The sequence below is a fragment of the Bradyrhizobium sp. BTAi1 genome (genome assembly GCF_000015165.1).
GTDB lineage: Bacteria > Pseudomonadota > Alphaproteobacteria > Rhizobiales > Xanthobacteraceae > Bradyrhizobium > Bradyrhizobium denitrificans.
This window is the reverse complement of the sequence record NC_009485.1, coordinates 8,029,423-8,056,091: the sequence shown is the minus strand read 5'-3', so window position 1 is coordinate 8,056,091 and position 26,669 is coordinate 8,029,423. Positions and strand designations below refer to the sequence as shown.

At 66.0% G+C, this 26,669-nt stretch carries 19 protein-coding genes; 10 read left to right on the top strand and 9 right to left on the bottom strand.

Annotated elements, in window-relative coordinates:
• The first annotated feature begins 210 nt into the window (after window positions 1–210).
• Window positions 211–2,889 carry an EAL domain-containing protein gene (locus tag BBTA_RS35825; protein ID WP_012047390.1) on the top strand — a complete coding sequence of 893 codons (2,679 nt, stop codon included), beginning with the start codon at window positions 211–213 and terminating at the stop codon, window positions 2,887–2,889.
• Between the two features lie 40 nt (window positions 2,890–2,929).
• Here the strand turns inward: BBTA_RS35825 and BBTA_RS35820 are convergent, their stop codons facing one another.
• Window positions 2,930–5,134, bottom strand: a complete 2,205-nt coding sequence (locus BBTA_RS35820; protein WP_012047389.1) for a transglycosylase domain-containing protein — start codon at window positions 5,132–5,134, stop codon at window positions 2,930–2,932.
• Between the two features lie 154 nt (window positions 5,135–5,288).
• On the opposite strand from BBTA_RS35820, the gene BBTA_RS35815 reads away from it, so the two are divergent.
• The gene (locus BBTA_RS35815; RefSeq protein ID WP_012047388.1) at window positions 5,289–5,717 is read left to right on the top strand and encodes a DUF1330 domain-containing protein; all 429 of its coding nucleotides are present in this window, start codon (window positions 5,289–5,291) and stop codon (window positions 5,715–5,717) included.
• Between the two features lie 447 nt (window positions 5,718–6,164).
• Here BBTA_RS35815 and BBTA_RS35810 read toward each other — a convergent pair whose 3' ends face one another.
• From BBTA_RS35810 to BBTA_RS35795, 4 genes are all read right to left on the bottom strand, one after another.
• Window positions 6,165–7,412, bottom strand: a complete 1,248-nt coding sequence (locus tag BBTA_RS35810; RefSeq protein WP_012047387.1) for an ABC transporter substrate-binding protein — start codon at window positions 7,410–7,412, stop codon at window positions 6,165–6,167.
• Window positions 7,413–7,720: 308 nt separating this feature from the next.
• A complete protein-coding gene (locus tag BBTA_RS35805; RefSeq protein WP_041751123.1) occupies window positions 7,721–8,947 on the bottom strand; it encodes an ABC transporter substrate-binding protein in 1,227 nt (408 codons plus the stop codon).
• 318 nt (window positions 8,948–9,265) lie between these two features.
• Window positions 9,266–9,631, bottom strand: a complete 366-nt coding sequence (locus BBTA_RS35800) for a DUF1304 domain-containing protein (RefSeq protein WP_041751122.1) — start codon at window positions 9,629–9,631, stop codon at window positions 9,266–9,268.
• A 98-nt stretch (window positions 9,632–9,729) separates the two neighbouring features.
• Complete coding sequence (locus tag BBTA_RS35795; protein WP_012047384.1) at window positions 9,730–12,525, bottom strand: [protein-PII] uridylyltransferase; 2,796 nt, start codon at window positions 12,523–12,525, stop codon at window positions 9,730–9,732.
• Window positions 12,526–12,720: 195 nt separating this feature from the next.
• Here BBTA_RS35795 and BBTA_RS35790 point away from each other — a divergent pair, with 195 nt between their 5' ends.
• The 5 genes from BBTA_RS35790 to BBTA_RS35770 all read left to right on the top strand — a co-directional run bounded on the left by BBTA_RS35790 (window position 12,721) and on the right by BBTA_RS35770 (window position 17,001).
• Complete coding sequence (locus BBTA_RS35790) at window positions 12,721–13,695, top strand: aliphatic sulfonate ABC transporter substrate-binding protein (RefSeq protein ID WP_012047383.1); 975 nt, start codon at window positions 12,721–12,723, stop codon at window positions 13,693–13,695.
• 192 nt (window positions 13,696–13,887) lie between these two features.
• On the top strand, window positions 13,888–14,736 hold the full coding sequence (locus BBTA_RS35785) for an ABC transporter permease (protein ID WP_012047382.1): 849 nt from the start codon (window positions 13,888–13,890) through the stop codon (window positions 14,734–14,736).
• The gene (locus tag BBTA_RS35780) at window positions 14,736–15,521 is read left to right on the top strand and encodes an ABC transporter ATP-binding protein (protein ID WP_012047381.1); all 786 of its coding nucleotides are present in this window, start codon (window positions 14,736–14,738) and stop codon (window positions 15,519–15,521) included. The genes BBTA_RS35785 and BBTA_RS35780 overlap by 1 nt, the downstream gene beginning before the upstream one ends.
• Before the next feature lie 65 nt (window positions 15,522–15,586).
• Entirely contained in the window at window positions 15,587–16,099 is a 513-nt protein-coding gene (locus BBTA_RS35775; protein WP_012047380.1) for an OsmC family protein, read from the top strand.
• A 101-nt stretch (window positions 16,100–16,200) separates the two neighbouring features.
• Window positions 16,201–17,001 (top strand): hypothetical protein, encoded by an 801-nt coding sequence (locus BBTA_RS35770; RefSeq protein ID WP_012047379.1) that lies wholly within the window; start codon window positions 16,201–16,203, stop codon window positions 16,999–17,001.
• A 102-nt stretch (window positions 17,002–17,103) separates the two neighbouring features.
• Here BBTA_RS35770 and mutS read toward each other — a convergent pair whose 3' ends face one another.
• The gene (gene mutS / locus BBTA_RS35765) at window positions 17,104–19,836 is read right to left on the bottom strand and encodes a DNA mismatch repair protein MutS (RefSeq protein ID WP_012047378.1); all 2,733 of its coding nucleotides are present in this window, start codon (window positions 19,834–19,836) and stop codon (window positions 17,104–17,106) included.
• A 424-nt stretch (window positions 19,837–20,260) separates the two neighbouring features.
• Between mutS and pcaF the strand changes: the two genes are divergently transcribed.
• Together pcaF and BBTA_RS35755 are read left to right on the top strand one after the other, a co-directional pair.
• Entirely contained in the window at window positions 20,261–21,469 is a 1,209-nt protein-coding gene (gene pcaF / locus BBTA_RS35760; RefSeq protein WP_012047377.1) for a 3-oxoadipyl-CoA thiolase, read from the top strand.
• 112 nt (window positions 21,470–21,581) lie between these two features.
• Window positions 21,582–22,475 carry a dioxygenase gene (locus BBTA_RS35755; RefSeq protein ID WP_012047376.1) on the top strand — a complete coding sequence of 298 codons (894 nt, stop codon included), beginning with the start codon at window positions 21,582–21,584 and terminating at the stop codon, window positions 22,473–22,475.
• A 317-nt stretch (window positions 22,476–22,792) separates the two neighbouring features.
• On the opposite strand, the gene BBTA_RS35750 is transcribed toward BBTA_RS35755, so the two are convergent.
• Genes BBTA_RS35750 through BBTA_RS35740 form a run of 3 tightly spaced genes read right to left on the bottom strand, consistent with a single transcriptional unit; the run spans window position 22,793 to window position 25,987 of the window.
• Window positions 22,793–24,352, bottom strand: a complete 1,560-nt coding sequence (locus BBTA_RS35750; protein ID WP_041751121.1) for a DHA2 family efflux MFS transporter permease subunit — start codon at window positions 24,350–24,352, stop codon at window positions 22,793–22,795.
• 5 nt (window positions 24,353–24,357) lie between these two features.
• Window positions 24,358–25,515 carry an HlyD family secretion protein gene (locus BBTA_RS35745; RefSeq protein WP_012047374.1) on the bottom strand — a complete coding sequence of 386 codons (1,158 nt, stop codon included), beginning with the start codon at window positions 25,513–25,515 and terminating at the stop codon, window positions 24,358–24,360.
• Window positions 25,508–25,987, bottom strand: a complete 480-nt coding sequence (locus BBTA_RS35740) for a MarR family winged helix-turn-helix transcriptional regulator (RefSeq protein ID WP_012047373.1) — start codon at window positions 25,985–25,987, stop codon at window positions 25,508–25,510. Before BBTA_RS35740 ends, BBTA_RS35745 begins: the two co-directional genes overlap by 8 nt.
• 174 nt (window positions 25,988–26,161) lie before the next feature.
• Between BBTA_RS35740 and BBTA_RS35735 the strand changes: the two genes are divergently transcribed.
• The gene (locus BBTA_RS35735; protein WP_012047372.1) at window positions 26,162–26,653 is read left to right on the top strand and encodes a Fur family transcriptional regulator; all 492 of its coding nucleotides are present in this window, start codon (window positions 26,162–26,164) and stop codon (window positions 26,651–26,653) included.
• Window positions 26,654–26,669 lie beyond the last annotated feature (16 nt).

The window sequence follows — 26,669 nt, the reverse complement described above, 5'->3', positions numbered from 1 at the left end:
CGACCGCGGCTATCGAATTCTTAAGCGTGCCGACGGCGCGAGCTGAAGATCGGGCCGAATGCCAGGCCGCCTTAACGTGGCTGTAACGCTGTGCTCGTCAAATTTGACGCCATCAGCCCATGGTGATGTCCCAGCCAGGCGCCGGGAGTTTCCTGCAACCAAAGCGCAGATCGTTTCTCTCAAAACGTGCAGCGCGCCCCGAATCGAACGATGCTTGCAAGCGAGTTCCCACCGGCCGCATCTGCGAACCTGCTTTCGGCCGCGCTCGATCGTGTCTCCGAGGCGATTCTCTTTCTCGACGCAGAGGGCCGTGTCCATCACGCCAACCAGGCGGCGGTTGCCTTGTTGCGACGCGACCTCAAGGACCTGATCGGCGCCGATCTCGATCGTCTCGGCCTGCCGGCCGAGCAGCTTCGCGCAATGACCAAGAGCGAAGCCGAGGCGCCCGCAGATGCGCCACACGCGGCCGAGGCGGGCGATGCCGGCCGTGAGATGATGCTCCGCCACGCGGATGGCTCCCGCTGCCGGGTGCGCGCTATCGTTCGCGATCTCCCGTCCGACCACGCGCCGATGCATTCGCTGCTGCTGCTGCGCGACGTGACGTCCGATGTCGAGATGCGCGAGCGCAACGCACTGCTGACCTCGGTCGCCGACCGCAGCAACCGCGCCGTCATCGTCACCGACCACGAGTTGAAGATCCTCTATACCAACGCGGCCTTCTGCAGCATCTTCGGCTACAGCAGCGCGGAGGTGCTCGGGCGGCAAGTGGAGACACTTCTGGTCGGGCCCTGTACCGATCCCGCGACGGTCGAACGCCTGAAGCAATGCGTGGAGGATGATCGGGGCGTCGAGGACGACCTGATGATCTACGACAAAGCGGGCTGCGAGATCTGGACCACGGCCCACGTCAAGGCGCATCGCAACCAGCGCGGCAAGGTCAAATATCTGGTCGGGCTGCTCAGCGATATCCGCGAGACCAAGCAGCTGCGCTCCCTGCAGCAGCTGATCATGTCGTCCTTGGCCTCCGACATCGCGATCGCGACCATTGCCGACCAGCTCTGCCGCCGGGTCGAGGAACTCGCCCCCGACGTCGTCTGCTCGATCCTCCATGTCGACTCGGGAGGACGGATTCATCCGCTCGGCGGCCCAAGCCTGCCGGCGGACTACTCGTCCGGCCTGGACGGCGTTGCGATCGGTCCCGACGTCGGTTCCTGTGGCACGGCCGCCTATCTGTGCGAGCCGGTGCTGGCCCGCGACATCGACAGCGATCCGCGTTGGCAACCCTATAAGGCTGGTCCGCTCGGAGCGGGGCTGCGCGCCTGCTGGTCGACGCCTATCCAGGGCAAGGATGGCCGGGTGATCGGCACCTTCGCCTTCTATTTCCGCGAATGCCGAGGCCCGAGCCCCTGGCACGAGCAGATCGTCGCCGCCTGCGTCCAGCTCGGCGCGCTCGCCATCGAGCGGCAGGAGGTGAGGTCGACGATCTCGCAGGTCGCCTATCACGACATGCTGACGGGCCTGCCCAATCGCGCCCGCATCCCCTCGATGATCGCCGAGGCTATCAATGCCTGTCCCGAGGGCAGCCATCTCGCGATTGCCTTCCTCGACGCCGACAATTTCAAGGACGTCAACGACACGCTGGGTCATGCCGCCGGCGACGAGTTCCTGGTTGCCTTCGCCAACCGACTCCGCGCCCAGATCCGTCCCGGTGACATGCTGGGCCGGCTTGGCGGCGACGAGTTCGTGATCGTGCTGCAGAACCGCGATGCCCTCGAGGCGTCGCTGGCGGCGGCGCGGATCACCGCCGCGCTGGCGATGCCGCTGACGATCGGCAAGCGCCAGGTGCCGATGTCGGCGAGCATGGGGCTCAGCCTGTATCCGGACAACGCCACCGACATCGAGACCCTGATCAAGCAGGCCGATGGGGCGATGTACAAGGCCAAGCGCGCCGGGCGCGCCACCTATCGCTTCTTCAGCGCCGACATCGACAAGCTCGCCGAGGAACGGCTGATGCACTCGACCGCGCTGCGCGAGGCGATCGCGAGCGAGGCCCTGACGCTGAATTATCAGCCGCAGATCTGCACCCGCAATGGCGCGATCCATGGCGTCGAGGCGCTGGCGCGCTGGCATGATCCGGTGCTGGGCGAGGTCTCACCTTCCAAGTTCATTCCGCTCGCCGAGGAATGCGGTCTGATCGAGCAGATCGGTGTGTGGTCGATCAAGCAAGCCTGCCAGCAGATGGCGTCGTGGCGGCGCGCCGGTCTCGACATCCCCTGCATCTCGGTGAACCTGTCGCCGATCAACTTCCAGAACGTCAATCTGGCGGCCGTGGTGGCTCAGATCCTGGCTGCCAACGACCTGCCGGCGAAGATGCTGATGCTCGAGATCACCGAGGGCGTGATTCTCAATGAGCGCGCCACCGTGATCGCCACCATGAGCGAGCTGCGCAACATGGGGGTGGGCCTGTCGCTGGACGATTTCGGTACCGGCTATTCCAGCCTCAGCCGTCTGGCGCAGCTGCCGATCCACGAACTCAAGATCGACCGCAGCTTCATGCGCGATTTCGAGAACGACCAGGGCACGCGGGCGATCGTGACCGCCGTGGTCAGGGTCGGCCAGAGCCTGGACGTCAAGGTCGTCGCCGAGGGCGTCGAAACCGAGCCGCAGCGGCGGCTGCTGGCCGAGCTTGGCTGCGATGCGATGCAGGGCTTCCTGTTCGCGCGGCCGATGGCCGCTGGAGCGTTCAGCCGCTGGCTGCTGGACTACAGCGCGCATCGCGCCAGCCTCATGCTGCGGCAGGTCGGCCGCGCACTGGCGCAGGCGGCCGGCGTCAGCGAGGTCAGCGAGGGCGAGCGCTTATCGCCTGCTGCGATCGCCGCAGCCAGTTGATCGCTGCAAGCCGTCGCCCGTCGCGGCGGCGGGTCTCAAGCTAGCGCTGACCACCAAACAACCGGTCCACCAGCCAGCCGTCGAGCCCGGCGGCCGCTTCGGGCCGTGTCGTGCCGCGACCCGAAGGCGCGGCCCGCGCGGTGGTGGCTGCATTGGCTCCCGGCGCCGAGGGCGCGCTGATCTGCGAGGTGATCTGCGCCAAGGTCGGCGCGAGCCCGGAGCCCTGCGCATTCGGCAGCGCCGCGACCGGCACGCCTTGATGCGCCGCGCGCATGAAGCGGGTCCAGACCTCGACCGGCAGGCCACCGCCGGTCGCCTTCTTGGTCGGCGAATTGTCGTCATTGCCGAGCCAGACGCCGGTGACCAGGCGTGCCGTGTAGCCGATGAACCAGGCGTCGCGGAAATCCTGGCTGGTGCCGGTCTTGCCGGCGGCGACCCAGCCGGGGATCTCGGCCTTCTTGGCCGTGCCCGAGATCAGCGTTTCCTGCATCATCTGGTTCATCATCGCGGCATTGCGCGGCTCGATCACCTGCGCCGGCGGCTCGCTCTGGCGCATGTAGAGCAGCTTGCCGTCGAGCGTCTTGATCCGCGTCACGACATGCGGCGACACGCCGACGCCGCCATTGGCAAACGGCGCATAGGCGCCGACCAGCTCGATCATCGACACTTCCGACGTGCCGAGCGCGATCGACGGGTTGGGATCGAGCTTCGAGGCGATGCCGAGCCGATGCGCGGTCCGCACCACGTTCTTCGGTCCGACCTCGAGGCCGACGCGGACCGCGACGGTGTTGAGCGACATGGCCAGGGCTTGGGTCAGCGTCACCGGGCCGAAATATTCGCGGCTGTAGTTCTCCGGCTTCCAGCCCTTCAGATCGAGCGGCGCGTCCTGGCGCACCGTGTCGGGGGTGAGGCCCTGCTCGATCGCGGTGAGATAGACGAATGGCTTGAACGCCGAGCCGGGTTGGCGCTTGGCCGTGACCGCGCGGTTGAACTGGCTGTCCGCATAGTTGCGGCCGCCGACCATGGCGCGCACTGCGCCGTCCGGCGTCATCGCCACCAGCGCGCCCTGGCTGACATTGAACTTGACGCTCTTGGCCGCGAGCTCGTCGATGACGGCCGCCTCGGCGACGGCCTGCAGCTTCGGATCGATCGTGGTCTCGACCACGATCGACTGCTCGATCTGGCCGACGAGGTCGTCGAGCACCTCGCCGATCCAATCCGCGACGTAGTTCACGGTCCCGGCGCCGGCCGGCTTCACCGCGACGGACGGATGCGCGATCTGGGCCTGGGCCTGGGCCTCGGTGATGAACTTGGCGTCGGCCATCGCCGCGAGCACAGTCTGCGCCCGTTTGGCGGCGCCTTCGGGGTTGCGGTTCGGCGCCAGCCGCGACGGCGATTTGACGAGGCCGGCGAGCATCGCGGCCTCGCCGATCGTCACCTGCTTCGCCGACTTGCCGAAATAGCGCTGTGCCGCGGCCTCGACGCCATAGGCGCCGGAACCGAAATAGACGCGGTTCAGATACAGTTCCAGGATCTCGCGCTTGGAATATTTGCGCTCCAGCCACAGCGCGAGCTCGGCCTCCTGCAGCTTGCGCGCCAGCGTGCGCTCCTGGGTCAGGAAGAGGTTCTTGGCGAGCTGCTGGGTCAGGGTCGAGCCGCCTTGCGACACGCCGCGATGCAGGATGTTGGCGACGAGTGCGCGGGCGATGCCGATCGGATCGATGCCCCAGTGCTGGTAGAAGCGGCGGTCCTCGATGGCGATGAAGGCCTTGGGCAGATAGGGCGGCAGATCCTTCAGCGCGACATTGGCGCCGGCCATCTCGCCGCGCTGGGCCAGCATGGTGCCGTCGACACCGACGATGTCGATGGTCGGCGGGCGCTTGGGAATCTCCAATGATTGGATCGGCGGCAGATGCGCACCGGCCCAGACGACCACCCCGACCAGTGCGATCACCCCCCACAGGCCGCAGACCAGCGCCCAATAGGCCATGCGTCCGATCGATAATCCCCAGCGGGATTGGCCGCGGCTCGGCTTCGGCTTGGGTGGTGCGGCCTTGGGCTCGCGCGCCGGCACATCGTCCTCGTCGTCAGGCTCGACCGGCTTTTTCTTCGCAGCCGATTTCTTCGGGGCGTCTTCGCCGGCGGGGATGCGGTCCTTGGGATCAAGACGCAGATCGGCCATCGCCGCCGCAAGGCCGAATCGCGGCTCCTTGCGCCCGCCGCCCTGTTTCCGTCCCCGCGCCATACGCAACCCGAGCCCGCGACCTGCCGTCCAGCCACGCTAATGTCCGGAGTTTAAGGGGCAGTTAGGAAGAGCTTAACGCGCGATTAGGAGTTTCGCGCTGCTAACGCGGCGTTATGGTTAAGCTCTGGTAAACAACAAACCGGCGAGGACAATCATGGGTCATATCGATCCTACCAAGGAGGTGTTTGCGCAGTTCCGGGAGAGTGACCGGCCGGGCCCGATCCACATGCTGAACCTGGTCCGGCTGCGCAAGGAGGCGGCCTATCCCGACGGACGCAAGGTGAGTGGCGCCGAGGCCTATGCCGCCTATGGCCGCGAGAGCGGCCCGGTGTTCGAGCGTCTCGGCGGCCGCATCGTCTGGCAGGGCCGCTTCGAGCTGATGCTGATCGGTCCACAGGAGGAGCGCTGGGACCACTGCTTCATCGCGGAATATCCAAGCGTGCAGGCGTTCGTCGAGATGATCCGCGATCCGGTCTATCGCGAGGCGGTGAAACACCGGCAGGCCGCGGTGGAGGACTCGCGGCTGATTCGGCACGCTGTGCTGCCGGTCGGAAAGAATTTCGGCGAGGTGCCGGCGGCGTAACGGTCCTTCTCCATTCTCTCTGTTGGTTTGACATTAGCGCCGCCGCGCAACCAGTGCGTTCCCTCCCCCCTTGTGGGGGAGGGCTAGGGAGGGGGGAGCCACGGAGACGGTCGCCCGTGGGCTCCGCTCCCCAACCCTTCCCCACAAGGGCGGGAGCGCAGCGATGGGCTGGGTGAGAGATGGCCCTCACTCTGTGAAAGCGCAGCGCAATGACTGTCAATTGAGATTGCAAGCGCTTGCCCCAATGTCGTCATTCCGGGCTCGCGCTTCGCGCGCCCCGGAATGACGTGGGGAGAGAGCAGGGGCCGCGAAGATAGGTGACATTGTTCGGCGAGACACTTCGGATCAGCCGAGAGGTTGCGGCGTACTGGATGCCCCGCCTGCGCGGGGCATGGTATGTGCGGAAGCAGGCTCGGCCTCAAACAGCCCTGCTTCAGACAGGTCGGCTTATCCCGCGGCCCCCGTGTCCTCGATGATCGGGCCGAACAGCTCCCAGCGCTCGCCATTGAACCTCATCATCTGCATCTGCTTGTTGATGCGGAAGTCGGTCGGCGAGGTGTTGATCGACAGGCCGGGCAGCGCCAGGCTCGGCACGAAGCCCTTGATGTTGGCGGCTTGGCGCATGACGTTCTCGCGCGTCAGGTCGTCGCCGCATTGGCGCAGGATCTGCACCAGCAGCTCCGCGGTCGAATAGCCGTAGGTGTTGACCGTGTTGAGCTTGTCGCCCTCCGGGTAATATTTGTCCATGAACTCGAAATAGGCCTTCACGCCCGGATCGTCCTTCCATTGCGGATCGGCCGGGTCCTTGCCGTAATTGGTGCTGATGATGTCCTTGGAAATGTCGAGGCCGGCCGGCTTCAAGGTCGCCGACACCGGGCTGGCATTGATGTCGAGGATGTGCACCGGCTTCCAGCCGAGATCGGCGAGCTTCTTGATCGCCTGCGCCGCGAATTTCGGCGTCGAGGCATTGTACAGCAGATCCGCACCCGACGATTTCAGCTTGACGATCTGGGAGTCGACCGTCGGATCGGACAGCTCGTAAGACGCCTCCGCGACGATCATGGAATCCGCCTTGGCGCCAAGACCGCTGCGCAGGCCGGCGATGTAGTCGCGGCCGAGATCGTCGTTTTGGTAGAGGATGCCGATCTTGGCGTTGGGATGGTTGGCGAGAATGTATTTCGCGTAGATCCGTCCCTCCGATTGGTAGTTCGGATTATAGGCGATGGTCCACGGGAAGTTCTGCGGATCGGTGAAGCGCGAGGCGCCGGTCGAGGCCAGCAGCTGCGGCACCTTCTTGCCGTTGAGATATTTCTGTACGGCAGCGTTCGACGGCGTGCCGATGATCTGGAAGGTGAACAACACCTCGTCGCCTTCGACCAGCTTGCGGACCTGCTCGACGGCCTTCGGCGGCGAATAGGCGTCGTCATATTGAATCAGGTTGAGCTTGCGTCCGTTGATGCCGCCTTTGTCGTTGATCATCCTGAGATAGGCAGCCTGGGTCTTGCCGATGCCGGCATAGGCCGAGGCCGGGCCGGAGAACGGTACGGTCTGGCCGATCTTGATCTCGGTGTCGGTGGCGCCGGTGTCGTATTTCTTTTGGGCGAAGGCTGATGAAGCAGGCAGCGCGACGGCAAGCGACGTAGCAAGCGCCATCGCACATGTTTTGGCGCCGAGACCGAACAGTGACGTTCTCATGCGAGTCCTCCCTTCGGTGAGATAGGCCGATGGTCTTGTTGGTTGTTATGTCGCCATCGCTACACGCGAGTGTGGAGGAACCAAGTCGACAACGCAACGCTTCGTGGCGCGACGAACGGGCGCAATCTGTGCCGCAACGCAAAACGGGGCCGCGCAATCGCGCAGCCCCGTACCGTTGATCAGGGTGTTCGATGACGACTGCCGACTACTCTATTCTGTGGCGCGGCAACGGAGGTTCACCTCTCCCCGATGGGGAGAGGTCGCCTGAGATCGTGGCAGCTAACTTGGTCAGATCGCGCGTGAGCCAGCTAACCCGCCGCGCCCTTGTCCTCCAGGATCGGGCCGAACAGTTCCCAGCGCTCGCCGTTGAACTTCATCATCTGCAGCTGCTTGTTGACGCGATAATCCGTCGGCGAGGTGTTGATCTTCATGCCGGGAAGCGCGAGGTCGCCGACGACATCCTTGAGCGAGGCCGCCTGCTTCATGACGTTCTCGCGGGTGAGATTGTCGCCGCACATCTCGAGCACGCGGGCGAGCAGCTGCGCGGTCGAATAGCCGTAGGTGTTGAAGTTCGAGTTCTTGTCGCCGTCCGGATAATACTTGGCCATGAAGTCGAGATAGCGCTTCAGGCCGGGATCGTCCTTCCAGGTCGGATCCAGCGGCTCCTTGCCGTAATTGACCGAGATCACGCCCTTGGCGGCGTCGAGGCCGGCCGGCTGCATGACGGCGCCGACGGAGGTCGCGTTGATGTCGACGATATGAACCGGCTTCCAATTGAGCTCGTGCAGCTTCTTTATCGCCTGCGCGGCCTGCTTGGGGGTGGCGGCGGAGAACAGCAGGTCGGCGCCGGCCGATTTCAGCTTCAGGATCTGCGAGTCGATGGTCGGGTCGGAGACCTCGTAGGACGCCTCGGCGACGATCATCGTCCCGGCCTTGTCGCCGAGCCCGGCCTTGATGCCGTTGAGATAGTCCTTGCCGAGATCGTCGTTCTGATAGAGCACGCCGACCTTGGCGGTGGGATGCTCCTTCAGAATGTATTGCCCGTAGATGCGGCCCTCGGTGAAGTAGTTGGGATTGTATCCCATGGTCCAGGGGAAGTTCTTCGGATCGGTGAATTTGGATGCGCCGGTCGCGGCGAACAACTGCGGCACTTTTTTGGCGTTCAGGTATTTCTGAACCGCGGCGTTGGACGGCGTGCCGATGATCTGGAACGTCAGCAGCACCTCGTCGTCTTCGACCAGCTTGCGGACCTGCTCGACGGCCTTCGGCGGCGAATAGGCGTCGTCATACTGGACGAGCTTGATCTTGCGGCCGTTGATGCCGCCCTGCTCATTGATCATGTTGAAATAGGCGGCCTGCGTCTTGCCGATCGAGGCATAGGCCGAAGCGGGACCCGAGAACGGCACGGTCTGGCCGACCTTGATCTCGGTGTCCGAGGCGCCGGGATCATACTTCTTCTGGGCCGAGGCTGACGTGACGGAGAGGGTGACAGCCAAAGCGGCCGCTCCCGCGAGACGGAAAAATCCCTGTCGCATGGGGTCTATCGTTCCTCCTGATGTTTTATGCGGCTGGTCTGCCCCGGGCAGGGCGCCATCGCTTTCGGCAGTGTGGAGGAAGGGCTGGGCCAGCGCAAGGCGAGCGGGGGGAGGCGAGGAGGGTTCCGCGAGGCTGGGCGCGCCGCCGTGCGCAGAGCCGGGATCCATAGCCGTAGGCGGTCGTGTGGTGACGACCCGGAGTGGCGATGGCGCCTCAAACAAGTCCCGGGATGATGGATCCCGGGTCGGCGCACGCCGCCGACGCTTCGCGCCGTCGTGCTTGCCCGGGACGACACCAGTGATGGGATGCAGTCCGCCTCAGCCCGCGAGCCAGACCAACACGAGTCCGATCGTGGCCGGCACGCTCTGGATGAACAGGATCTTGCGGCTGGCGGTGGCGGCGCCGTAGAGGCCGGCCACCAGCACGCAGAGCAGGAAGAACACCTTGATCTGGAATGCGAATGCCGGCGCCGGGTGCGCGAGGCCCCAGAACAGGCCGGCGGCGAGGAAGCCGTTGTAGAGGCCCTGATTGGCGCCGAGCACCTTGGTGGCCTCTGCGCGTTCGGGCGTGTTGTTGAACGCCTTAAGCCCGGCCGGCTTGGTCCAGAGAAACATCTCGAGCACGAGAATATAGACATGCAGCAGGCCGATCAGCCCGACGACGATATTTGCAATCAATGCCATGGTTCGGCTCCCCCAAGCCCATCTGGACCGGCGGAGGTGCCGGTCCCCTCAATTCGTTCCGTTGCGGACAGCCGCCGCGTCTGACCTGCTCGATGCCTTCAGGCCGCCGGCTGAGCCGCCGTGTCGTCGCTGGCGAGCAGATGCAGCAGCGCGCTCTTGATCGCCGCCTGCCGCGTCGGCGCGTTGATCTGCGCGCCCAGCAGGTCGGTGACGTAGAACACGTCGCGTGCGCGCTCGCCGAAGGTCGCGACATGCGCCGAGGCGATGTTCAGGTTCAGCTTCGAGATCGCGGTTGTCAGCTCATAGAGCAGGCCAGGGCGGTCGAGGCCGGAGACCTCGATCACCGTGTAGAGTTCCGACCACTGATTGTTGATGCTGACCTCGGGCTCGACCGAGAACGCCTTGTGCTGCTTGCCGCGCGTGGTCCGCCGCGCCACGGCGTCCGGCAAACGCAGCTTGCCTTCCAGCACCTGCTCGATGGTTTCGCCGATCCGCGTCGCACGGCGGCCCTCGTCCTCGTCGCGCTCATATTCGCGGGAGATCGCGATGGTGTCGAGCGCGCGGCCGTCGGTCGTGGTGTAGATCTGGGCGTCGACGATGTTGGCGCCGGCCGAGGCGCAGGCGCCGGCGATGATCGACAGCAGCCACGGATGGTCCATGGCGAAGATCGTCAGCTCGGTGACGCCGCGCGCCGGATCGAAGCCGACATTGATCGCGAGCTTATGGCCGGCATCCTCGCTCGCGCGCACGAAGCGGGCGTGGCGGATCTTGCGCGGCAGCTCGACCTTGAGCCAGTAGGCCGGATAGTGCCGGCCGATATAGGTGTTGAGCTCGTCCTCGGGCCAATCGGTGAAGGCGTTGCGGAACTCGGCCTGCGCCGCGGTGATGCGCTTGGCGCGGTTGACCTCGGAAAAGCCGCCGGTCAGCACCGGCTCGGTCTCGTAATACAGCGTTCGCAACAGCTGCGCCTTCCAGCCGTTCCAGACGCCGGGGCCGACGCCGCGAATGTCGGCGGTGGTCAGGATCGTCAGCAGCTTCATCTGCTCGACCGACTGCACCACGGCGGCGAATTTCTCGATGGTCCGGCGGTCCGACAGGTCGCGCGACTGCGCCACCGTCGACATCGTCAGGTGCTCCTCGATCAGCCAGGCCACCAGTTCCGTGTCGGCATTGTTGAATCCGAGCCGCGGACATAGCCGGCGCGCCACTTTGGCGCCGGCAATCGAATGATCCTCGGGCCGGCCCTTGGCGACGTCGTGCAGCAGCACGCTGATATAGATGACGGCGCGGTGCTCGGGCCGGATCTTGCGCATCAGGTCGGAGGCCAGCGCGAACTCGTCGATGCCGCCGCGCTCGATCTCCTGCAGGAACCCGATGCAGCGGATCAAATGCTCGTCCACCGTATAGTGGTGATACATGTTGAACTGCATCATCGAGACGATCCGGCCGAAGGCCCGGATGAAATGGCCGAGGACCCCGGTCTCGTTCATCCGCCGCAGCACGGTCTCGGCGTCGTTGGAGGTCAGGATCTCCATGAACAGCCGGTTGGCGTCGGGATTGTCGCGCAGCTCGGTATTGATCAGGTTCAGCGAGCGCGTCACCGCGCGCATCGCGTCGGGATGGAAGGCGAGGTTGTTCTTCTGCGCCAGCCGGAAGATGCGGATCAGATTGACCGGGTCGTGCTTGAAGACGTCAGGTGCGGCGAGATTGATGCGGTTGTTGTCGACGATGAAATCGTCGCTTTCCGGCACGCGCCGCCAGCTGTTGCCGGTCTTGAGGCGCGAGATCACCCGGCTCAGCACCGGCGCCGGCTTGGCCTGCTGGTCCTCCAGCTTGGCGCAGAGGATGGCGGTGAGGTTGCCGACCTCCTTGGCGACCAGGAAATAGTGCTTCATGAAGCGCTCGACGTCCTGCATGCCGGGGTGGCTGGTGTAGCCCAGCCGGACGGCGATCTCGCGCTGCAGGTCGAACGACAGCCGCTCCTCGGGCCGGCCGCTGACGAAATGCAGATTGCAGCGCACCGACCAGAGGAAATCGGCGCAGCGTCGGAAGGTCCGGTATTCGTGGGCGTCGAATACCCCGCGCTCCACCAGCTCGGCGGTCTCGCGCACCCGGTAGACGTATTTGGCGATCCAGAACAGCGTGTGCAGGTCGCGCAGCCCGCCTTTGCCGTCCTTGACGTTGGGCTCCACCAGATAGCGTGATTGGCCGCCGCGGCGGTGCCGCTCCTCGCGCTCGGCGAGCTTGGCAGCGACGAACTCGGCCGCGGTGCCTTGCACCACCTCGGTGTCGAAGCGTTCGACCAACTCGTCATAGAGCGGCCGGTCGCCGGCGAGATAGCGCGTCTCCAGAATGGCGGTGCGGATGGTCATGTCGCCGCGCGCCTGCCGGATCGATTCATCGACCGAGCGGGTGGCATGGCCGACCTTCAGGCCCATGTCCCACAGCGAGTAGAGGATGGCTTCGGCGACCTGCTCGCCCCAGGCGGTCTGCTTGTAGGGCAGGATGAACAGGAGATCGATGTCCGACTCCGGCGCCATCAGGCCGCGGCCATAGCCGCCGGTCGCGACCACGGCCATCCGCTCGGCGCCGCTCGGCACCTGCGACCGGTACAGATGCTGGGTGGCCGCCGCGTAAAGGATGCGGATGATCTCGTCCTGCACGAAGCACAGCCGCTCGGCGCAACGCCGGCCGTGGCGGTCCTTCAGGAGCTGCGCCTGGGCCACGGCGCGGGCCTTGACCAGCTCGGCCTTCAGCAACTGCACCACGGCGGCGCGGAACATGTCCTCCCGGCCGGAATGCTGCGCGGCGAGCGCATCGACGGCCGCCGCGAGGCCGGCGCTGTCAAATTCGGGGAAGCTTTCGGGTCTGGAATTCGGGGTGACGCTGTCCATGGATGCAACCGGATATCGAACAAGGCCAGTGCTGTCACGAAACTTCCAATGCGGCAATCGATCCATGCTGCCGTCGGCCACATGGAGATGAGGATTGTTCTCGGCGAGGCAATCGAAAGGAAAAACAATTCTCGCGAGCCCCTGGCATAACGCATTGAAACAACAGCGATGTTTTCTTGATCAGGAGGATTGATGATGGGTGGACTGTCAAGGCGCGGATTCGCCGGGCTTGCGGCCGTGTTTCTACTGGGCTGCGGCGCCGCACGCGCCGCCGAACCGGTCAAGGAGATCCGCATCGACTGGGCGACCTATAATCCGGTGTCGCTGGTGCTGAAGCAGAAGGGGCTTCTCGAGAAGGAGTTCGCCAAGGACGGCATTAGCATCGTCTGGGTGCAGTCGGCCGGCTCCAACAAGGCGCTCGAGTTCCTCAATGCCGGCTCGCTCGATTTCGGCTCGACCGCCGGCTCCGCCGCACTGGTCGCCAAGATCAACGGCAACCCGATCAAGTCGATCTATGTCTATTCGCGGCCGGAATGGACGGCGCTGGTGACGGGCAAGGACTCCAAGATCGCCTCGGTCGCCGATCTCAAGGGCAAGCGCGTCGCAGTGACCCGCGGCACCGATCCGCACATCTTCCTGGTCCGCGCGCTGCTGGCAGCGGGCCTCACCGACAAGGACATCACCCCGGTGCTGCTGCAGCATGCCGACGGCAAGGCGGCTTTGATCCGCGGCGACGTCGACGCCTGGGCCGGGCTCGATCCGATGATGGCGCAGGCCGAGGTCGAAGAGGGAGCCAAGCTGTTCTACCGCAAGGCCGATGCCAACACCTGGGGCATCCTCAATGTGCGTGAGCAGTTCCTGAAGGACAATCCCGACATTGTCCGCCGCGTGCTCGCCACCTACGAGGTCGCGCGCAAGGATGCGCTGGCCAATTACGACGACCTCAAGAAGACGTTCGTCGCCGTCACCAAGCTGCCGGACAGCGTGGTCGACAAGCAGCTCAAGGAGCGCACCGAGCTGACCCACAGCCGCATCGGCGCCCCTCAGCGCGAGTCGATTTTGGCAGCCGGCCTCGCGCTGCAGCAGGCCGGTGTGGTGGACGCCAAGGTCGACGTGAAGGCGACGCTGGACGCTCTGATCGACGACCAGGTCCCGCTGCCGACGAATTGAGGCTTGCTTCATCCTCCAGGGGCACCAGACCCGCGGAGAGTCCCCCCTCACCCGGATTGCATCTTCGATGCAATCCGGCCTCTCCCCGCAAGCGGGGCGAGGTAAAGGGGAGAGCGCCGCGGCATGGCCGCCTGACGCGGCATGAACGCCATCGTCACGCCTTGCATTCTCGCGCGAGACACTGTTCTCACTATGACCATGACCGTCGAATTGCAGGCCCCCGCCGCGGCTGCCACACCCCAGACCGGCCGCGCGGCATGGCTCACCCGCTTGGCGCGCCCGCTGCTCGGCCTGTTGCTGCCCCTGTCGCTGGCGCTGGGCTGGGAGCTGCTCGTCTGGGCCGGCTGGTCGAACGGCCGGCTGGTGCCGCCGCCGTCAAAGGTCTTTACCACCATCGCCGAGCTCGCCCGCTCGGGCGAGCTGACCCGGCATATCGTCGCGACGCTCTCCCGCGTCGGCATCGGTTTCGGCTTCGGCGTCGCCGCCGGCACCTTGCTCGGCGGCATCTGCGGCTATTGGGGTCTTGCCCGCCGGCTGGTCGATCCGACCATCCAGGCGCTGCGCGCGATCCCCTCGATCGCCTGGGTGCCGCTGTTCATCCTGTGGCTCGGCATCTTCGAGACCTCGAAAGTGGCGCTGATCGCGGTCGGCGTGTTCTTCCCAGTCTATCTCGGCCTGACCGGCGCGATCCTGTCGGTGGACCGCAAGATCGTCGAGGTCGGCCGCATCTTCCGCCTCTCCGGCCCGGCGATGATCCGCCGCATCCTCCTGCCGGCCGTGCTGCCCGCCTATGTCGTGTCGCTGCGCGTCGGCCTCGGTCTGGGGTGGATGTTCGTCGTTGCCGCCGAGTTCATGGGCGCGTCTGAAGGCCTCGGCTACCTGCTGATCGACGGTCAGCAGCTCGGCAAGCCGGCGCAGATCGTCGCCGCCATCGTGATCTTCGCCATCATCGGCAAGGCCACCGACTGGCTGCTCGAGATCGCCACCGCGCCGCTGCTGCGCTGGCAGGACAGTTTCGCGCGCCAGAGCGGAGCGGCCTGATGCTGCAGCTCGCCTCCGTCACCAAGGTCTATCCCAACGGCGTCCACGCGCTGGAGCGGTTCTCGGCCGAGATCCAGCTCGGCGAGATCATCGCCATCATCGGCGGCTCCGGCTGTGGCAAGTCGACGCTTCTCCGCGCTGTCGCCGGGCTCGACCGCGCCAGCGCCGGCACCGTGACGCTCGACGGCGAGACGATCACGGCGCCACATGCCAAGGTCGGCATCATTTTCCAGGAGCCGCGGCTGCTGCCCTGGCTCACGGTCGCCGACAATATCGGCTTCGGCCTGTCCGAGCTGCCTGCGGCCGAGCGCCGCGAGCGCGTGGCCAAGGCGTTGGCGCGCGTCGGCCTTGCGGACAAGGCCAAGGTCTGGCCGCGCGAATTGTCCGGCGGCCAGGCGCAGCGCGTCGCGATCGCCCGCGCCTTGGTGGCGCAGCCGGAGGTGCTGCTGCTCGACGAGCCGTTCTCGGCACTCGACGCCTTCACCCGCAAGGATTTGCAGGACCATCTGCTCGATCTCTGGGCCGATACCCGCCCGACCCTGGTGCTCGTCACCCACGATGTCGAGGAAGCGGTGGTGCTGGCCGACCGCGTGCTGGTGATGCGGCCGCATCCCGGCCGGTTGTTCGAGGAGATCACCATCAATTTGTCGCGCCCGCGCGACCGCAATGCGCCGCTGTTCGAACAGTTCAAGCGCCATGTGTTGACCGCGCTGGACCGGTCGCTCGACCGGACGGTGCCGGACATGCAGGGCAGGCGTGACGCGGGCGGCGGGCTGTGGTGGTGACATCGGCGGCGCGGCCCGGTACATCTCTTGCGAATGGTAGGAAATGAATCCGGGAGAGAACGACAATGGATGCTGCCGAGCTGCGCGCCATGCAGGCGCCGATCAAGGAACGCTACAAGGCTGATCCCTCCGCTGCGGTCATCACGTTGAAGGCCAAGGGCGAGGTCGGCGGCGAAGGCCTGACCTGCAAGCTCGAAACCGGCCGCGCGCTGGCCGTCGCCGGCCTGCATCCGGCCACCGGCGGCTCCGGGCTCGAACTGTGCTCCGGCGACATGCTCTTGGAGGCGCTGGTCGCCTGCGCCGGCGTCACGCTGAAATCCGTCGCCACCGCCGTCGAAGTCCCGCTGAAGAGCGGGCTGGTGCTGGCTGAAGGCGATCTTGATTTCCGCGGCACGCTCGGCGTCGACAAGGAGGCCCCGGTCGGCTTCCAGGAAATCCGCCTGCGCTTCGAGGTCGACACCGACGCCCCGCAAGACAAGCTCGACCTGTTGCTCAAGCTCACCGAGCGCTATTGCGTGGTCTATCAGACCATCAAGAATGGCCCGAAGGTCTCGGTCAGTTTGAAGCGGGTGGCGTAGCCACGGCTCTGTCTTGGCGCTGATAAGCGCAAGGCAGCAAGGCTCGCTCGGTCTGCGCCTCCCCCGCGTGCGGGGGAGGGAGCCTCGCGCCACAGGACCTGATGTCCCTCGATCCCTCCTTTCTGCTGCTGCTCGGCTTGCGCATGGCGATCGCGGCGTCGTTCGTGGTGTCGGCGTCGATGATCGCCGAGCGCACCGGACCGGTGATCGGCGCGCTGGTCGCCACCCTGCCGATCTCGGCCGGACCGACCTATGTGTTCCTGGCGCTCGACCACGATGCCGCGTTCATCGCGGAAGGAGCACTGACCAGTCTGCCGATCAACGCCGCGACGATCTTTCTCAGCCTCGCTTACGCCGTGCTGGCACAGCGCCACAGCGTGTGGATTGCGAGCGCCACCGCCGTCGCGGTGTGGCTCGGTCTGGCGTCGCTGATCAAGAGCGTGCAATGGACGCTCGCGATGGGCATCGTCGCCAACATCATCACCTTCGCGATCTGCCTCCCGCTGCTGCAGCGCTATCGCCATGCCAAGATGCCGCTGCTCACGCGGCGCTGGTACGACGTGCCGTTGCGCGCCTCGCTGGTGGCGACGCTCGTCGCCACCGTGACCTCGGTCTCCGGTTGGGCCGGCCCCAGCGTGTCCGGCATCCTGGCGCTGTTTCCGATCGTCTTCACCTCGATGATGCTGATCCTGCAGCCGCGCATCGGCGGTTCTGCGACCGCCGCCGTGATGGCCAACGGCGCCTGGGGCCTGATCGGCTTCTCGCTGGCGGTGGTCGTGCTGCATCTCGGCAGCCTGCATCTGGGCGCCGTCGCCGGCTTGAGCGGCGCGCTGGCGACTTGCGTCGGGTGGAATCTCGGCCTGTGGTGGCTGGGGAGAAAGACGGCGCCCGCGATTCGCTAGCTCCATCCCCCGTCATTGCGAGCGAAGCGACGCAATCCAGGGCTCGGATGGGACCCTGGATTGCTTCGGCGCAACGGCGCTTCGCAATGACGGAGAGACAAATTAGCCCTTCGGCAGCTTCGCCTTCAGCGCATACAGCGCGTCCATCGCTTCGCGCGGCGTCATCTCGTCGGGGTGCAGCGCCTTGACCGCGGCAATCAGCTCCTCCGCTTCTTTCGACATCGCGGGCTCGGGCGCCGCGCGCGACGGCACGGCGAACAGCGGAAGATCGTCGACCAGCGCCCGCGCGTTCTGGCCGCGGTCGGCGGCCTCCAGCTTCGCCAACACCGATTTGGCGCGGCTGATCACGGCCGGCGGCAGGCCGGCGAGCTTCGCCACCTGAATTCCATAGGAGCGGTCGGCGGAGCCGGGCAGCACCTCGTGCAGGAACACCACGTCGCCGTGCCATTCCTTGACCCGCACCGTGGCGTTGAACAGCCGCGGCAGCTTGGCGGCGAGCGCCGTCAGCTCGTGATAATGCGTGGCGAACAGCGTGCGGCAGCGGTTGCTCTCGTGCAGATGCTCGATCGCGGCCCAGGCGATCGACAGGCCGTCGAAGGTCGCGGTGCCCCTGCCGATCTCGTCCAGGATCACCAGCGCGCGCTCGCCGGCCTGGTTGAGGATCGCCGCCGTCTCGACCATCTCGACCATGAAGGTCGAGCGTCCGCGCGCCAGATCGTCGGCGGCGCCGACGCGCGAGAACAGCCGGTCGACGATGCCGATGCGGGCCCGCGTCGCCGGAACGAACGAGCCGATCTGCGCGAGCAGGGCGATCAAGGCGTTCTGGCGCAGGAAGGTCGATTTACCCGCCATGTTCGGGCCGGTGAGCAGCCACAACTGGCCGCTTTTGTGCCCCGGCGTCGGCGACAGATCGCAGGAATTGGCGATGAAGGGCTGGCCTTCGCGCTTCAAGGCCTGCTCGACCACCGGATGGCGGCCGCCCTCGATGGCGAAGCCGAGCGAGCCGTCGACCTCCGGCCTGATGTAGTTGTCATCGACCGCGAGCTTGGCCAGCGCAGTCGCGACATCGAGCATCGCAAAGCCATGGGCCGCAGCGCGCAGATCGTCGCCGATCGCCAGCGCTTGTCCGCACAGCCGGTCGAAGATCTCGAGCTCGAGATTGAGCGCGCGTTCGCCGGCGTTCGCGATCTTGGCCTCGATCTCGCCGAGCTCCGATGTCGTGAAGCGCACCTGTCCGGCGAGCGTCTGGCGATGGATGAAGGTCGCGTTCAGCGGCGCCGACATCAATTTATCGCCGTGCTGCGCGGTGACCTCGACGAAATAGCCGAGCACGTTGTTGTGGCGGATCTTGAGCGCCTTGACGCCGGTCTGGTCGGCATAGCGCGCTTGCATCGAGGCGACGACGAGGCGGGACGCGTCGCGCAGATTGCGCGTCTCGTCGAGGGTCGAATCATAGCCTGAGCGGACAAAGCCGCCGTCACGCTTGATCAGCGGCAACTGCTCGTCGAGCGCGCGGCTCAATTCTTCGGCGAGCGCGCGCGCCGGCCGCGCCAGCGCCGCCATCGCGGCCGCGATCTCCTGCGGCGGCTGATCCAGCGCCGACAGCCGCCCGAGCGCCTGGTCGGCGGCGAGGATGCCGTCGCGTAAGGCCGCGAGATCGCGCGGGCCGCCGCGGCCGACCGACAGCCGTGCCATCGCGCGCGTCATGTCCGGCGCGCCGCGCAGGATCGCGCGGATGTCCTCGCGCGCGGCGCTGTCGGCGACGAACACGTTGACGGCATCGAGCCGGCGGCCGATCTGCGCCGGCTCCGTCAAGGGCGCCGCAAGCCGCTGCGCCAGCAGGCGTGAGCCGGCCGAGGTCACCGTGCAGTCGATGGCGTCGAGCAGCGAGCCGCGGCGCTCGCCGGCGAGCGTGCGCGTCAGCTCGAGATTGGCCCGGGTGGCCGGGTCGATCGCCATGGTGCTGCCGGTCGCCTCGCGCGCCGGCGGCGCCAGCGGCGGGCGCTGCCCCACTTGTGTCCGCTCGACATAAGTGACGCAGGCGGCGGCAGCGGTGGTTTCCAGCCGCGACAGCACGGCGAGGCCGTCCATCGTGGCCACCGCGAAATAATCGCACAGCCGGCGCTCGGCGGTGGCGCCGTCGAATACGTCGCGCGTCAGCGGCGTCACCGCGGCGAGCTCGCGCAGCACCGGCTCGAAGACTTCATCCGAATACAGCGCATCCGAGATGATCACTTCGTTCGGATTGATGCGGGCGAGCGTCGCGGTCAGCTCGGCGAAGGCGCATTCGGTGACGATGAAGTCCGAGGTCGAAATGTCGATCCAGGCGAGCCCGAGCCGGTCGCCGCCGGAGGAGCCGCGGCTGCGCGCGATCGCCAGCAGATAATTATTGGCGCGGGCATCGAGCAGATTGTCTTCGGTGAGCGTGCCCGGCGTCACCACGCGCACCACGCCGCGCTTGACCACGCTCTTGTTGCCGCGCGCGCGCGCCGCCGCCGGATCCTCCATCTGCTCGCAGACGGCGACACGGATGCCTTGCGCGATCAGCCGGTGCAGATAGTCCTCGGAGCGCTCCACCGGCACGCCGCACATCGGGATGTCCTGGCCCTGATGCTTGCCGCGCTTGGTCAGCACGATGCCGAGCGCCTTCGACGCGACCTCCGCGTCCTCGAAAAACAGCTCGTAGAAGTCGCCCATCCGGTAGAACAGCATCAGCCCCGGATGGGCGGCCTTGATGTCCAGATATTGCTCCATCATCGGCGTGAGCTTGGCCGGCGCCTCGGCGGGCGCGGTTTCCTGTGGAACCGGGGCGGTGATGGGCTGCTGGATCGTCATGGCGCGGAAACTAGCCAATTTGCCCGGACGGTCCTACCGCTTTGCAGGCGATGTCCCGGTTTTCCACGATGGCAATGTCGCCCCCGATATGGTGCCTGAGATGATCGCAGCTCTCTCCTCTCGTCATTCCGGGGCGTGCGCAGCACGAACCCGGAATCCATCATGCGGCGGGTCGTGTGGACCGATCGATTCCGGGCTCGTCGCGCTTGCGCGCGCCGCCCCGGAATGACGGAGAGTTTGAGGCGGGGCCTGCGCTGAACCTCGGACGGTGGCCGGCTTTGCTCCTCCCCCGCGGGCGGGGGAGGTCGCATCCGACGGCGCCACGCATACCACCCCGCGCCCCCGTCATTTGACCTGCCTTCGGCGCACTCCTAAAACCGCCGTCAATTCTGACCAGAAAACATCGAGATCCCGGGAGAGAGCGATGCGAGACGTGTTCATTTGCGATGCGGTGCGGACCCCGATTGGCCGTTTCGGCGGCTCGCTGGCGAAAGTGCGCACCGACGATCTCGCGGCGACGCCGCTGAAGGCGCTCAAGGCCAAGCATCCGAATCTCGACTGGGCCGCGGTCGACGAGGTGTTCTTCGGCTGCGCCAACCAGGCCGGCGAGGACAACCGCAACGTCGCGCGCATGGCGCTGCTGCTCGCGGGCCTGCCCGACTCCATTCCCGGCCAGACGCTCAACCGTCTCTGCGCCTCCGGCCTCGACGCGGTCGGCGCCGCGGGCCGCGCCATCCGTGCTGGCGAGGTCGATCTCGCGATTGCCGGCGGCGTCGAATCGATGACGCGAGCGCCGTTCGTGCAGGGCAAGGCGACGGAAGCGTTCTCGCGCTCGGCCGAGATCTTCGACACCACGATCGGCTGGCGCTTCATCAATCCCTTGATGAAGCAGCAGTACGGCGTCGATTCGATGCCGGAGACCGGCGAGAACGTCGCCGAGGAATTCCAGGTGTCGCGCGCCGACCAGGACGCGTTCGCGATCCGCTCCCAGCAGCGCGCCGGCCAGGCGATCGCGTCAGGCTATTTCGCCGCCGAGATCACGCCGGTGTCCGTACCCGGCGGCAAGGCTGGTCCCATCACCGTCGACAAGGACGAGCATCCGCGTCCCGAGACCACGCTGGAAGGTCTCGCCAAGCTGAAGCCGATCGTGCGCAATCCGGGTACGGTGACCGCCGGCAACGCCTCGGGTGTCAATGACGGCGCCGCCGCGATGATCCTGGCCTCGGAAGCGGCGGTGAAGAAGCACGGCCTGACGCCGCGTGCGCGCGTGCTCGGCCTTGCCTCGGCCGGCGTGCCGCCGCGCATCATGGGCATCGGTCCGGTCCCGGCCGTGCGCAAGCTGATGGAGCGGCTTGGCCTGAAGATCACCGATTTCGATCTGATCGAGCTGAACGAGGCGTTCGCCAGCCAGGGCATCGCCTGCCTGCGCCAGCTCGGCGTCGCCGAGGACGCCGATTTCGTCAACCCGCATGGCGGCGCCATCGCGCTGGGACATCCGCTCGGCATGAGCGGCGCGCGCATCGCGATGACCGCCGTGCACGGCCTCGAAGTCCGCGGCGGCAAGCGCGCGCTGGCCACGATGTGCGTCGGCGTTGGGCAGGGCGTCGCGCTCGCCGTCGAGAAGCTCGACTAATACTCCGCCGTCATTGCGAGCGAAGCGAAGCAATCCAGAGTCGCATGTGTAGCCCTGGATTGCTTCGTCGCTGCGCTCCTCGCAATGACGGAGAATGCCGAGGGATCGTGCCATGACCATCTCCCGCGAACAGGACGTCACGCCGGCGGTGCTGGCGGTGATGGAGCAGACCTCCAATCCGCGGCTGCGCGAGATCATGGTCTCGCTCGTCAAGCACCTGCACGGCTTCGTGCGCGATGTCCGTCTCACCGAGGCCGAATTCCGCGAGGCCGCCGCCCTCATCGCTGAACTGGGACAGCGCACCAACGACACCCACAATGAAGTGGTGCTGATGGCCGGTTCGCTCGGCGTCTCGCCGCTGGTCTGCCTGCTCAACAATGGCGATGGCGGCAACACCGAGACGGCGCAGTCGCTGCTTGGCCCGTTCTGGCGGCTGAACTCGCCGCGGACCGAGAATGGCGGCTCGATCGTGCGCTCGGCCACACCGGGTCCGGCGCTGTTCGTCACCGGACGCGTGGTCGATCCGCACGGCGCGCCGGTCGCCGGCGCCGAGGTCGACGTCTGGCACGCCTCGCCGGTCGGCTATTACGAGAACCAGGATCCGGAGCAGGCCGACATGAACCTGCGCGGCAAGTTCACCACCGATGACGACGGCCGCTTCTGGTTCCGCTCGGTGATGATGGTCGGATATCCGATTCCGACCGACGGCGTGGTCGGCCGGCTCCTGAAGGCGCAGGGCCGGCATCCGTATCGCCCGGCGCATCTGCATGCGCTGATCGTCAAGCAAGGCTTCAAGGTGCTGATCTCGCAGGTCTACGACCCCCACGACCCGCACATCGACAGCGACGTGCAGTTCGGCGTGACCAAGGCCTTGTTGGGCAACTTCATCCGCCACGACGAACCGCATCCGACCGACGCCGACGTCACCGCGCCCTGGTACGCGCTTGATCACGTCTACCGCATGGAGATCGGCGACACCGTGCTGCCGCGCGCCCCGATCAAGTAGCCGCTAAGCGGTCGTCGTTGCAGGCTTTCTCGCCTGCAGGCGAAATACGGTATTTCATGAGCGGAAAATCCCCGGGGGCTGGGGGCGGCGCTGGAGGAGCCACCGCCCCCGCCCGGCACATCACGAGTGGGGCGCTCATGAGGTGCAGTCTCTGCGCGCAACTCATACGCAGAGATCCGAGTGGGGTATGGAAACGATAGCTGGAATCGGGCCGGCTTGAAGTTACAATTGCATCACGAGCCGGTCACCTTTTCGCTATCCGACGCGCGCCGCGTCCGAACGCCGCACGCGCGTCCGCAGCATAAGCATACCGGGAACTACTCCATCACAGCGTGCTCCGCCGGTGCGGACTGGGCGCGGAGCGCGGTGCGGGTCGAGCCGATCATGACGGCGAGCGGGATCGACACCAGGATGAACGTCATCACCAGCTGGTAATCGTGGGAGAACGCCAGGATCTGGGCCTGCATCATGACCATGGCATCGGCCATCGCGCGTCCGGCATCGGTCGACAGGTTGAGCAGCCCCGCCACGTTCGGCATCTGCAGAGCGTGGTTGAACGGGTTGATGTGCTCGACCAGGATCGCGTGGCTGCGGCGTGTTCCTTCCGTCAGCTGCGCGATCGCGATCGAGATCCCGATCGAGCTTGCGACGTTGCGCACCAAAGTCAGCATTGATGTTCCATCCGTGCGCAAATGGCCCGGCAAGGTGAGGAACGCCACGGTCGACAGCGGCACGAACACCAGGCCGAAGCCAAAGCCCTGCATGATGCTGACGGTGATGATCTCGGGCACGCCGGTGTGGTCGGTCCAGCCGGTCATCTGGAACAGCGACAACGCCGTCAGCGACAGTCCGACCACGATCAAGGTGCGCGCCTCGATAAAACGCAACAGCCGGCCGACCAGCATCATTGCGACCAACGTGCCGCAGCCACGGGTCGCCAGGAGGACGCCGGCGGTGATGATCGGATAGCCGATGACGTTCTGCAGATACGGCGAGGACAGCGCCATGGTCGAGAATAGCACAAGGCCCATCACGGTCATGAACACGCAGCCGCCGACGAAATTACGGTCCTTGAACAGCGCGAACTGGATGAACGGCCGTTGCGTGGTCAGCGAATGGGCAAGGAAGTAGTAGAAGCCGACGCCGGCAATGATGAACTCGATGATGATCTCGTTGCTCTCGAGCCAGCCTTGATCCTCGCCGCGATCGAGCGCGATCTGCAGCGAGCCGATGCCGATGGCGAGCGCGACGAAGCCGAACCAGTCGAACGTGAGTTCCGCATTCGGCTTGGTTTCCTCCATGAAGGCCATCAGGCCGAGCACGGTCACGGCGCCGAACGGCAGGTTGACGAAGAACACCCAATGCCAGGAATAAGTCTCGGTCAGCCAGGCGCCCAGCGAGGGCCCCATGATCGGGCCGAGCATCACGCCCATGCCCCAGATCGCCATCGCCTTGGCGCGCTCATGCAGCGCGTAGGAGTCGAGCATCACGGCCTGCGACAGCGGCACCAGCGAGGCACCGAACACGCCCTGCAACAGGCGGAACAGCACCATCTGGGTGATGTCCTGGGCCAGACCGCACATGACCGAAGCAATAGTGAAGCCGGCCGAGCAGACGATGAAGGTGCGCTTGCGGCCGAAGCGGTTGGCGATCCAGCCCACCGGCGCGGTCATGATCGCGGCCGCGACGATGTAGGAGGTCAGCACCCAGTTGATCTGGTCGGTCGAGGCTGACAGCGTGCCTTGCATGTAGGGCAAGGCGACATTGGCGATGGTGGTGTCGAGCGCCTGCATGATCGTCGCCGTCATGGCGCAGATCGTCACCATGTTGCGGCGGAACCCAGGAACCGCCGAGGATGAGGCCGCCGGCGCAGTCATCGCGGCTACTCCTCCTTCTCCGCCGCGTGGGCGGCGCCGAAAAGACCCGCCAGCGTGCGCTGATGGCCGGTGTCGATCGACACGTTGACGCTCATGCCGGCCTTGAGCCTGGTGACGAACTTGTCGGTCTTGTCGAAATAGATCCGGACCGGCACGCGCTGTACCACCTTGACGAAATTGCCGCTGGCATTCTGCGGCGGCAGGATCGCGAATTGCGCGCCGGTGCCCGGCGACAGCGAGCCGATGGTGCCCTTGAAGCGATGGTTCGGGAAGGCGTCGACATCGAGCTCGACCGGCTGGCCGACCGCGACATAGGTGAAGTCGCTCTCCTTCGGATTGGCGTCGACCCAGGGATTGCTGACGTCGATCACCGAGAACACCGGCGTGCCCGCGGTGACGAAGCGGCCGAGCTGGATCTGGTCCACCTGGGTGGCGACGCCCGGCATCGGCGCGCGCAGGGTGGTGTGGTCGAGGTCGCGCTGCGCGTCCTCGAGCTTGGCCTTGGCCTGGACGTAAGGCGGGAACTGCTCCAGCGGCAGATCGGGATTGCCGAGCAGCTGCGTCCTGGCGTTCGACAGCTGCTGCTTGATGAACTGCGCCTGCGCGCTCGCCGTCACCAGCGCATTCGCGGCATTGTCGAGATCGAGCTGCGAGCCGAAATTGTTCTTGGCCAGGGTCTGCTTGCGCTCGACGTCCTTCTGCTTCAGGTCGATGCCCTGCTGTGCCAGATCGAGCATCTGGCCGTAGATCTTGACGTTGGCGGTGAGATTCTCATAGCTCGTGCGCGCCTGCTCCAGCGCCGCCTTGGCTTGGTCCACCGCGAGGCGATAGGGCACCGGATCGATTTCGAACAGTTCGTCGCCCTTCTGTACCTGCTGGCCTTCCTTCACGACGACCTTGACGATCTTGCCGGAGATGTCGGGGGTGATGAGCACCTTTTGCGCCCCGACATAGGCGTCGTCCGTGGTCACGTAGCGGCCGCCATTGAGATAGAGCGCGAGGCCGCCGGCCGCGGCGAGCAGCGGCAGCACGATCAGCAGCAGCGGGCGGCGATAACGCCGCAAAAATCCAGGCCGCGCCGGCTTGGCTTCCACGGCCGGAGGCGGCGCCGCATCGGGATTGGTCTTCTGGTCAGGGGCGAGTTTCAGGGCTGGCTCAGCCATAGCGCTGCTCCTTTCGCTGCGCGTCACACAGGGACTGCAGGGCGTTTCTGACATTTTCTTTGATGGCTTCGAGATGGGTCATCAGCCGTTCGGCCTCGGCCGGGCTGATGCCCTGAAGGGCGGTGTCGGTCAGCTCGCCGCGCAGCACCGCCAGCTTGGCGAGCAAGGGGCGTGCAGCCTTCTTCAGATAAAGCCGGTTGACGCGGCGATCGGTATCGTCGCCGCGGCGCTCGATCAGACCGGCCTCGGCCAGCTTGTCGATCAGCCGCGTCAGGGTGATCGGCTGCATTTCCATCTGCTCGGCGAGCTCCGATTGTTTCAGGCCTTCGTTGCGCTCGACCTTGGCGAGCACCGCCCATTGCGCGCGGGTCATGCCGAAGCGCGCCGCCTCCTTGTCGGCATAGGCGCGCACCAGGCGCTGCAACTCGCCGAGCGTAAACAGGAAATTCACGTCCACGGACGTGCGGGGCATGGCTGATCTCGGGTGCAAGCGGGAAACGAAGCTGAGGCTCTTATGAGCCTCGAATATAATAAGCAAGCTTATGAATATTTGATGGTGACGGAGTGCGGCCGGGCCTTGTCACAAATGCATGGCTCGGCCGCCCGCCCTTTGGCGGGAGCCGAAGGGAATGCTAGATTGTCTGCAATGACCCTCGCAAAACCCACCTTCCCGGCGCCGGACCATGATCATGGCCGCTGTGCGGCCGATGCTCTGACCCACGCCGAGCGCGTCTGCGCCCAGCGCGGCCAGAAGTTCACGCCCTTGCGGCGCCAGGTGTTGGAGGCGTTGCTCTCCAGCCATCGGCCGCTCGGCGCCTATGAGATCATCGAGGAACTCGCGAAGGTGGCGCCGCGGCCGGCCCCGATCACGGTGTATCGCGCGCTCGAGTTCCTGATGGCCAACGGCCTGGTGCACCGCATCGAAAGCCGCAACGCCTTTCTCGCCTGCGCGCATGACCATGAGCAGACCGCGCTGGTGGCGTTCCTTATCTGCGAGAGCTGCGGTGCCGTCGGCGAGGTTCCCGCCGCGCCGATTGCGGAAAGTTTGAAGAGCGCGGCGGCGGCGTCGGGGTTCCTGCCCAAGATGTCGGTGGTCGAGATCACCGGCCTCTGCGCACATTGCCAGAAGGCGGCGTGAGCGCGATAAGCGTTCG

Coding starts and splice junctions, on each gene's coding strand:
- BBTA_RS35775 (WP_012047380.1), top strand. CDS start 15,587: ATGGATGCTGCCGAGCTGCGCGCCATGCAGGCGCCGATCAAGGAACGC.
- BBTA_RS35795 (WP_012047384.1), bottom strand. CDS start 12,525: ATGGACAGCGTCACCCCGAATTCCAGACCCGAAAGCTTCCCCGAATTT.
- BBTA_RS35790 (WP_012047383.1), top strand. CDS start 12,721: ATGGGTGGACTGTCAAGGCGCGGATTCGCCGGGCTTGCGGCCGTGTTT.
- mutS (WP_012047378.1), bottom strand. CDS start 19,836: ATGACGATCCAGCAGCCCATCACCGCCCCGGTTCCACAGGAAACCGCG.
- BBTA_RS35735 (WP_012047372.1), top strand. CDS start 26,162: ATGACCCTCGCAAAACCCACCTTCCCGGCGCCGGACCATGATCATGGC.
- BBTA_RS35780 (WP_012047381.1), top strand. CDS start 14,736: ATGCTGCAGCTCGCCTCCGTCACCAAGGTCTATCCCAACGGCGTCCAC.
- BBTA_RS35770 (WP_012047379.1), top strand. CDS start 16,201: ATGTCCCTCGATCCCTCCTTTCTGCTGCTGCTCGGCTTGCGCATGGCG.
- BBTA_RS35805 (WP_041751123.1), bottom strand. CDS start 8,947: ATGCGACAGGGATTTTTCCGTCTCGCGGGAGCGGCCGCTTTGGCTGTC.
- BBTA_RS35785 (WP_012047382.1), top strand. CDS start 13,888: ATGACCATGACCGTCGAATTGCAGGCCCCCGCCGCGGCTGCCACACCC.
- pcaF (WP_012047377.1), top strand. CDS start 20,261: ATGCGAGACGTGTTCATTTGCGATGCGGTGCGGACCCCGATTGGCCGT.
- BBTA_RS35745 (WP_012047374.1), bottom strand. CDS start 25,515: ATGGCTGAGCCAGCCCTGAAACTCGCCCCTGACCAGAAGACCAATCCC.
- BBTA_RS35810 (WP_012047387.1), bottom strand. CDS start 7,412: ATGAGAACGTCACTGTTCGGTCTCGGCGCCAAAACATGTGCGATGGCG.
- BBTA_RS35825 (WP_012047390.1), top strand. CDS start 211: ATGCTTGCAAGCGAGTTCCCACCGGCCGCATCTGCGAACCTGCTTTCG.
- BBTA_RS35740 (WP_012047373.1), bottom strand. CDS start 25,987: ATGCCCCGCACGTCCGTGGACGTGAATTTCCTGTTTACGCTCGGCGAG.
- BBTA_RS35755 (WP_012047376.1), top strand. CDS start 21,582: ATGACCATCTCCCGCGAACAGGACGTCACGCCGGCGGTGCTGGCGGTG.
- BBTA_RS35815 (WP_012047388.1), top strand. CDS start 5,289: ATGGGTCATATCGATCCTACCAAGGAGGTGTTTGCGCAGTTCCGGGAG.
- BBTA_RS35800 (WP_041751122.1), bottom strand. CDS start 9,631: ATGGCATTGATTGCAAATATCGTCGTCGGGCTGATCGGCCTGCTGCAT.
- BBTA_RS35820 (WP_012047389.1), bottom strand. CDS start 5,134: ATGGCGCGGGGACGGAAACAGGGCGGCGGGCGCAAGGAGCCGCGATTC.
- BBTA_RS35750 (WP_041751121.1), bottom strand. CDS start 24,352: ATGACTGCGCCGGCGGCCTCATCCTCGGCGGTTCCTGGGTTCCGCCGC.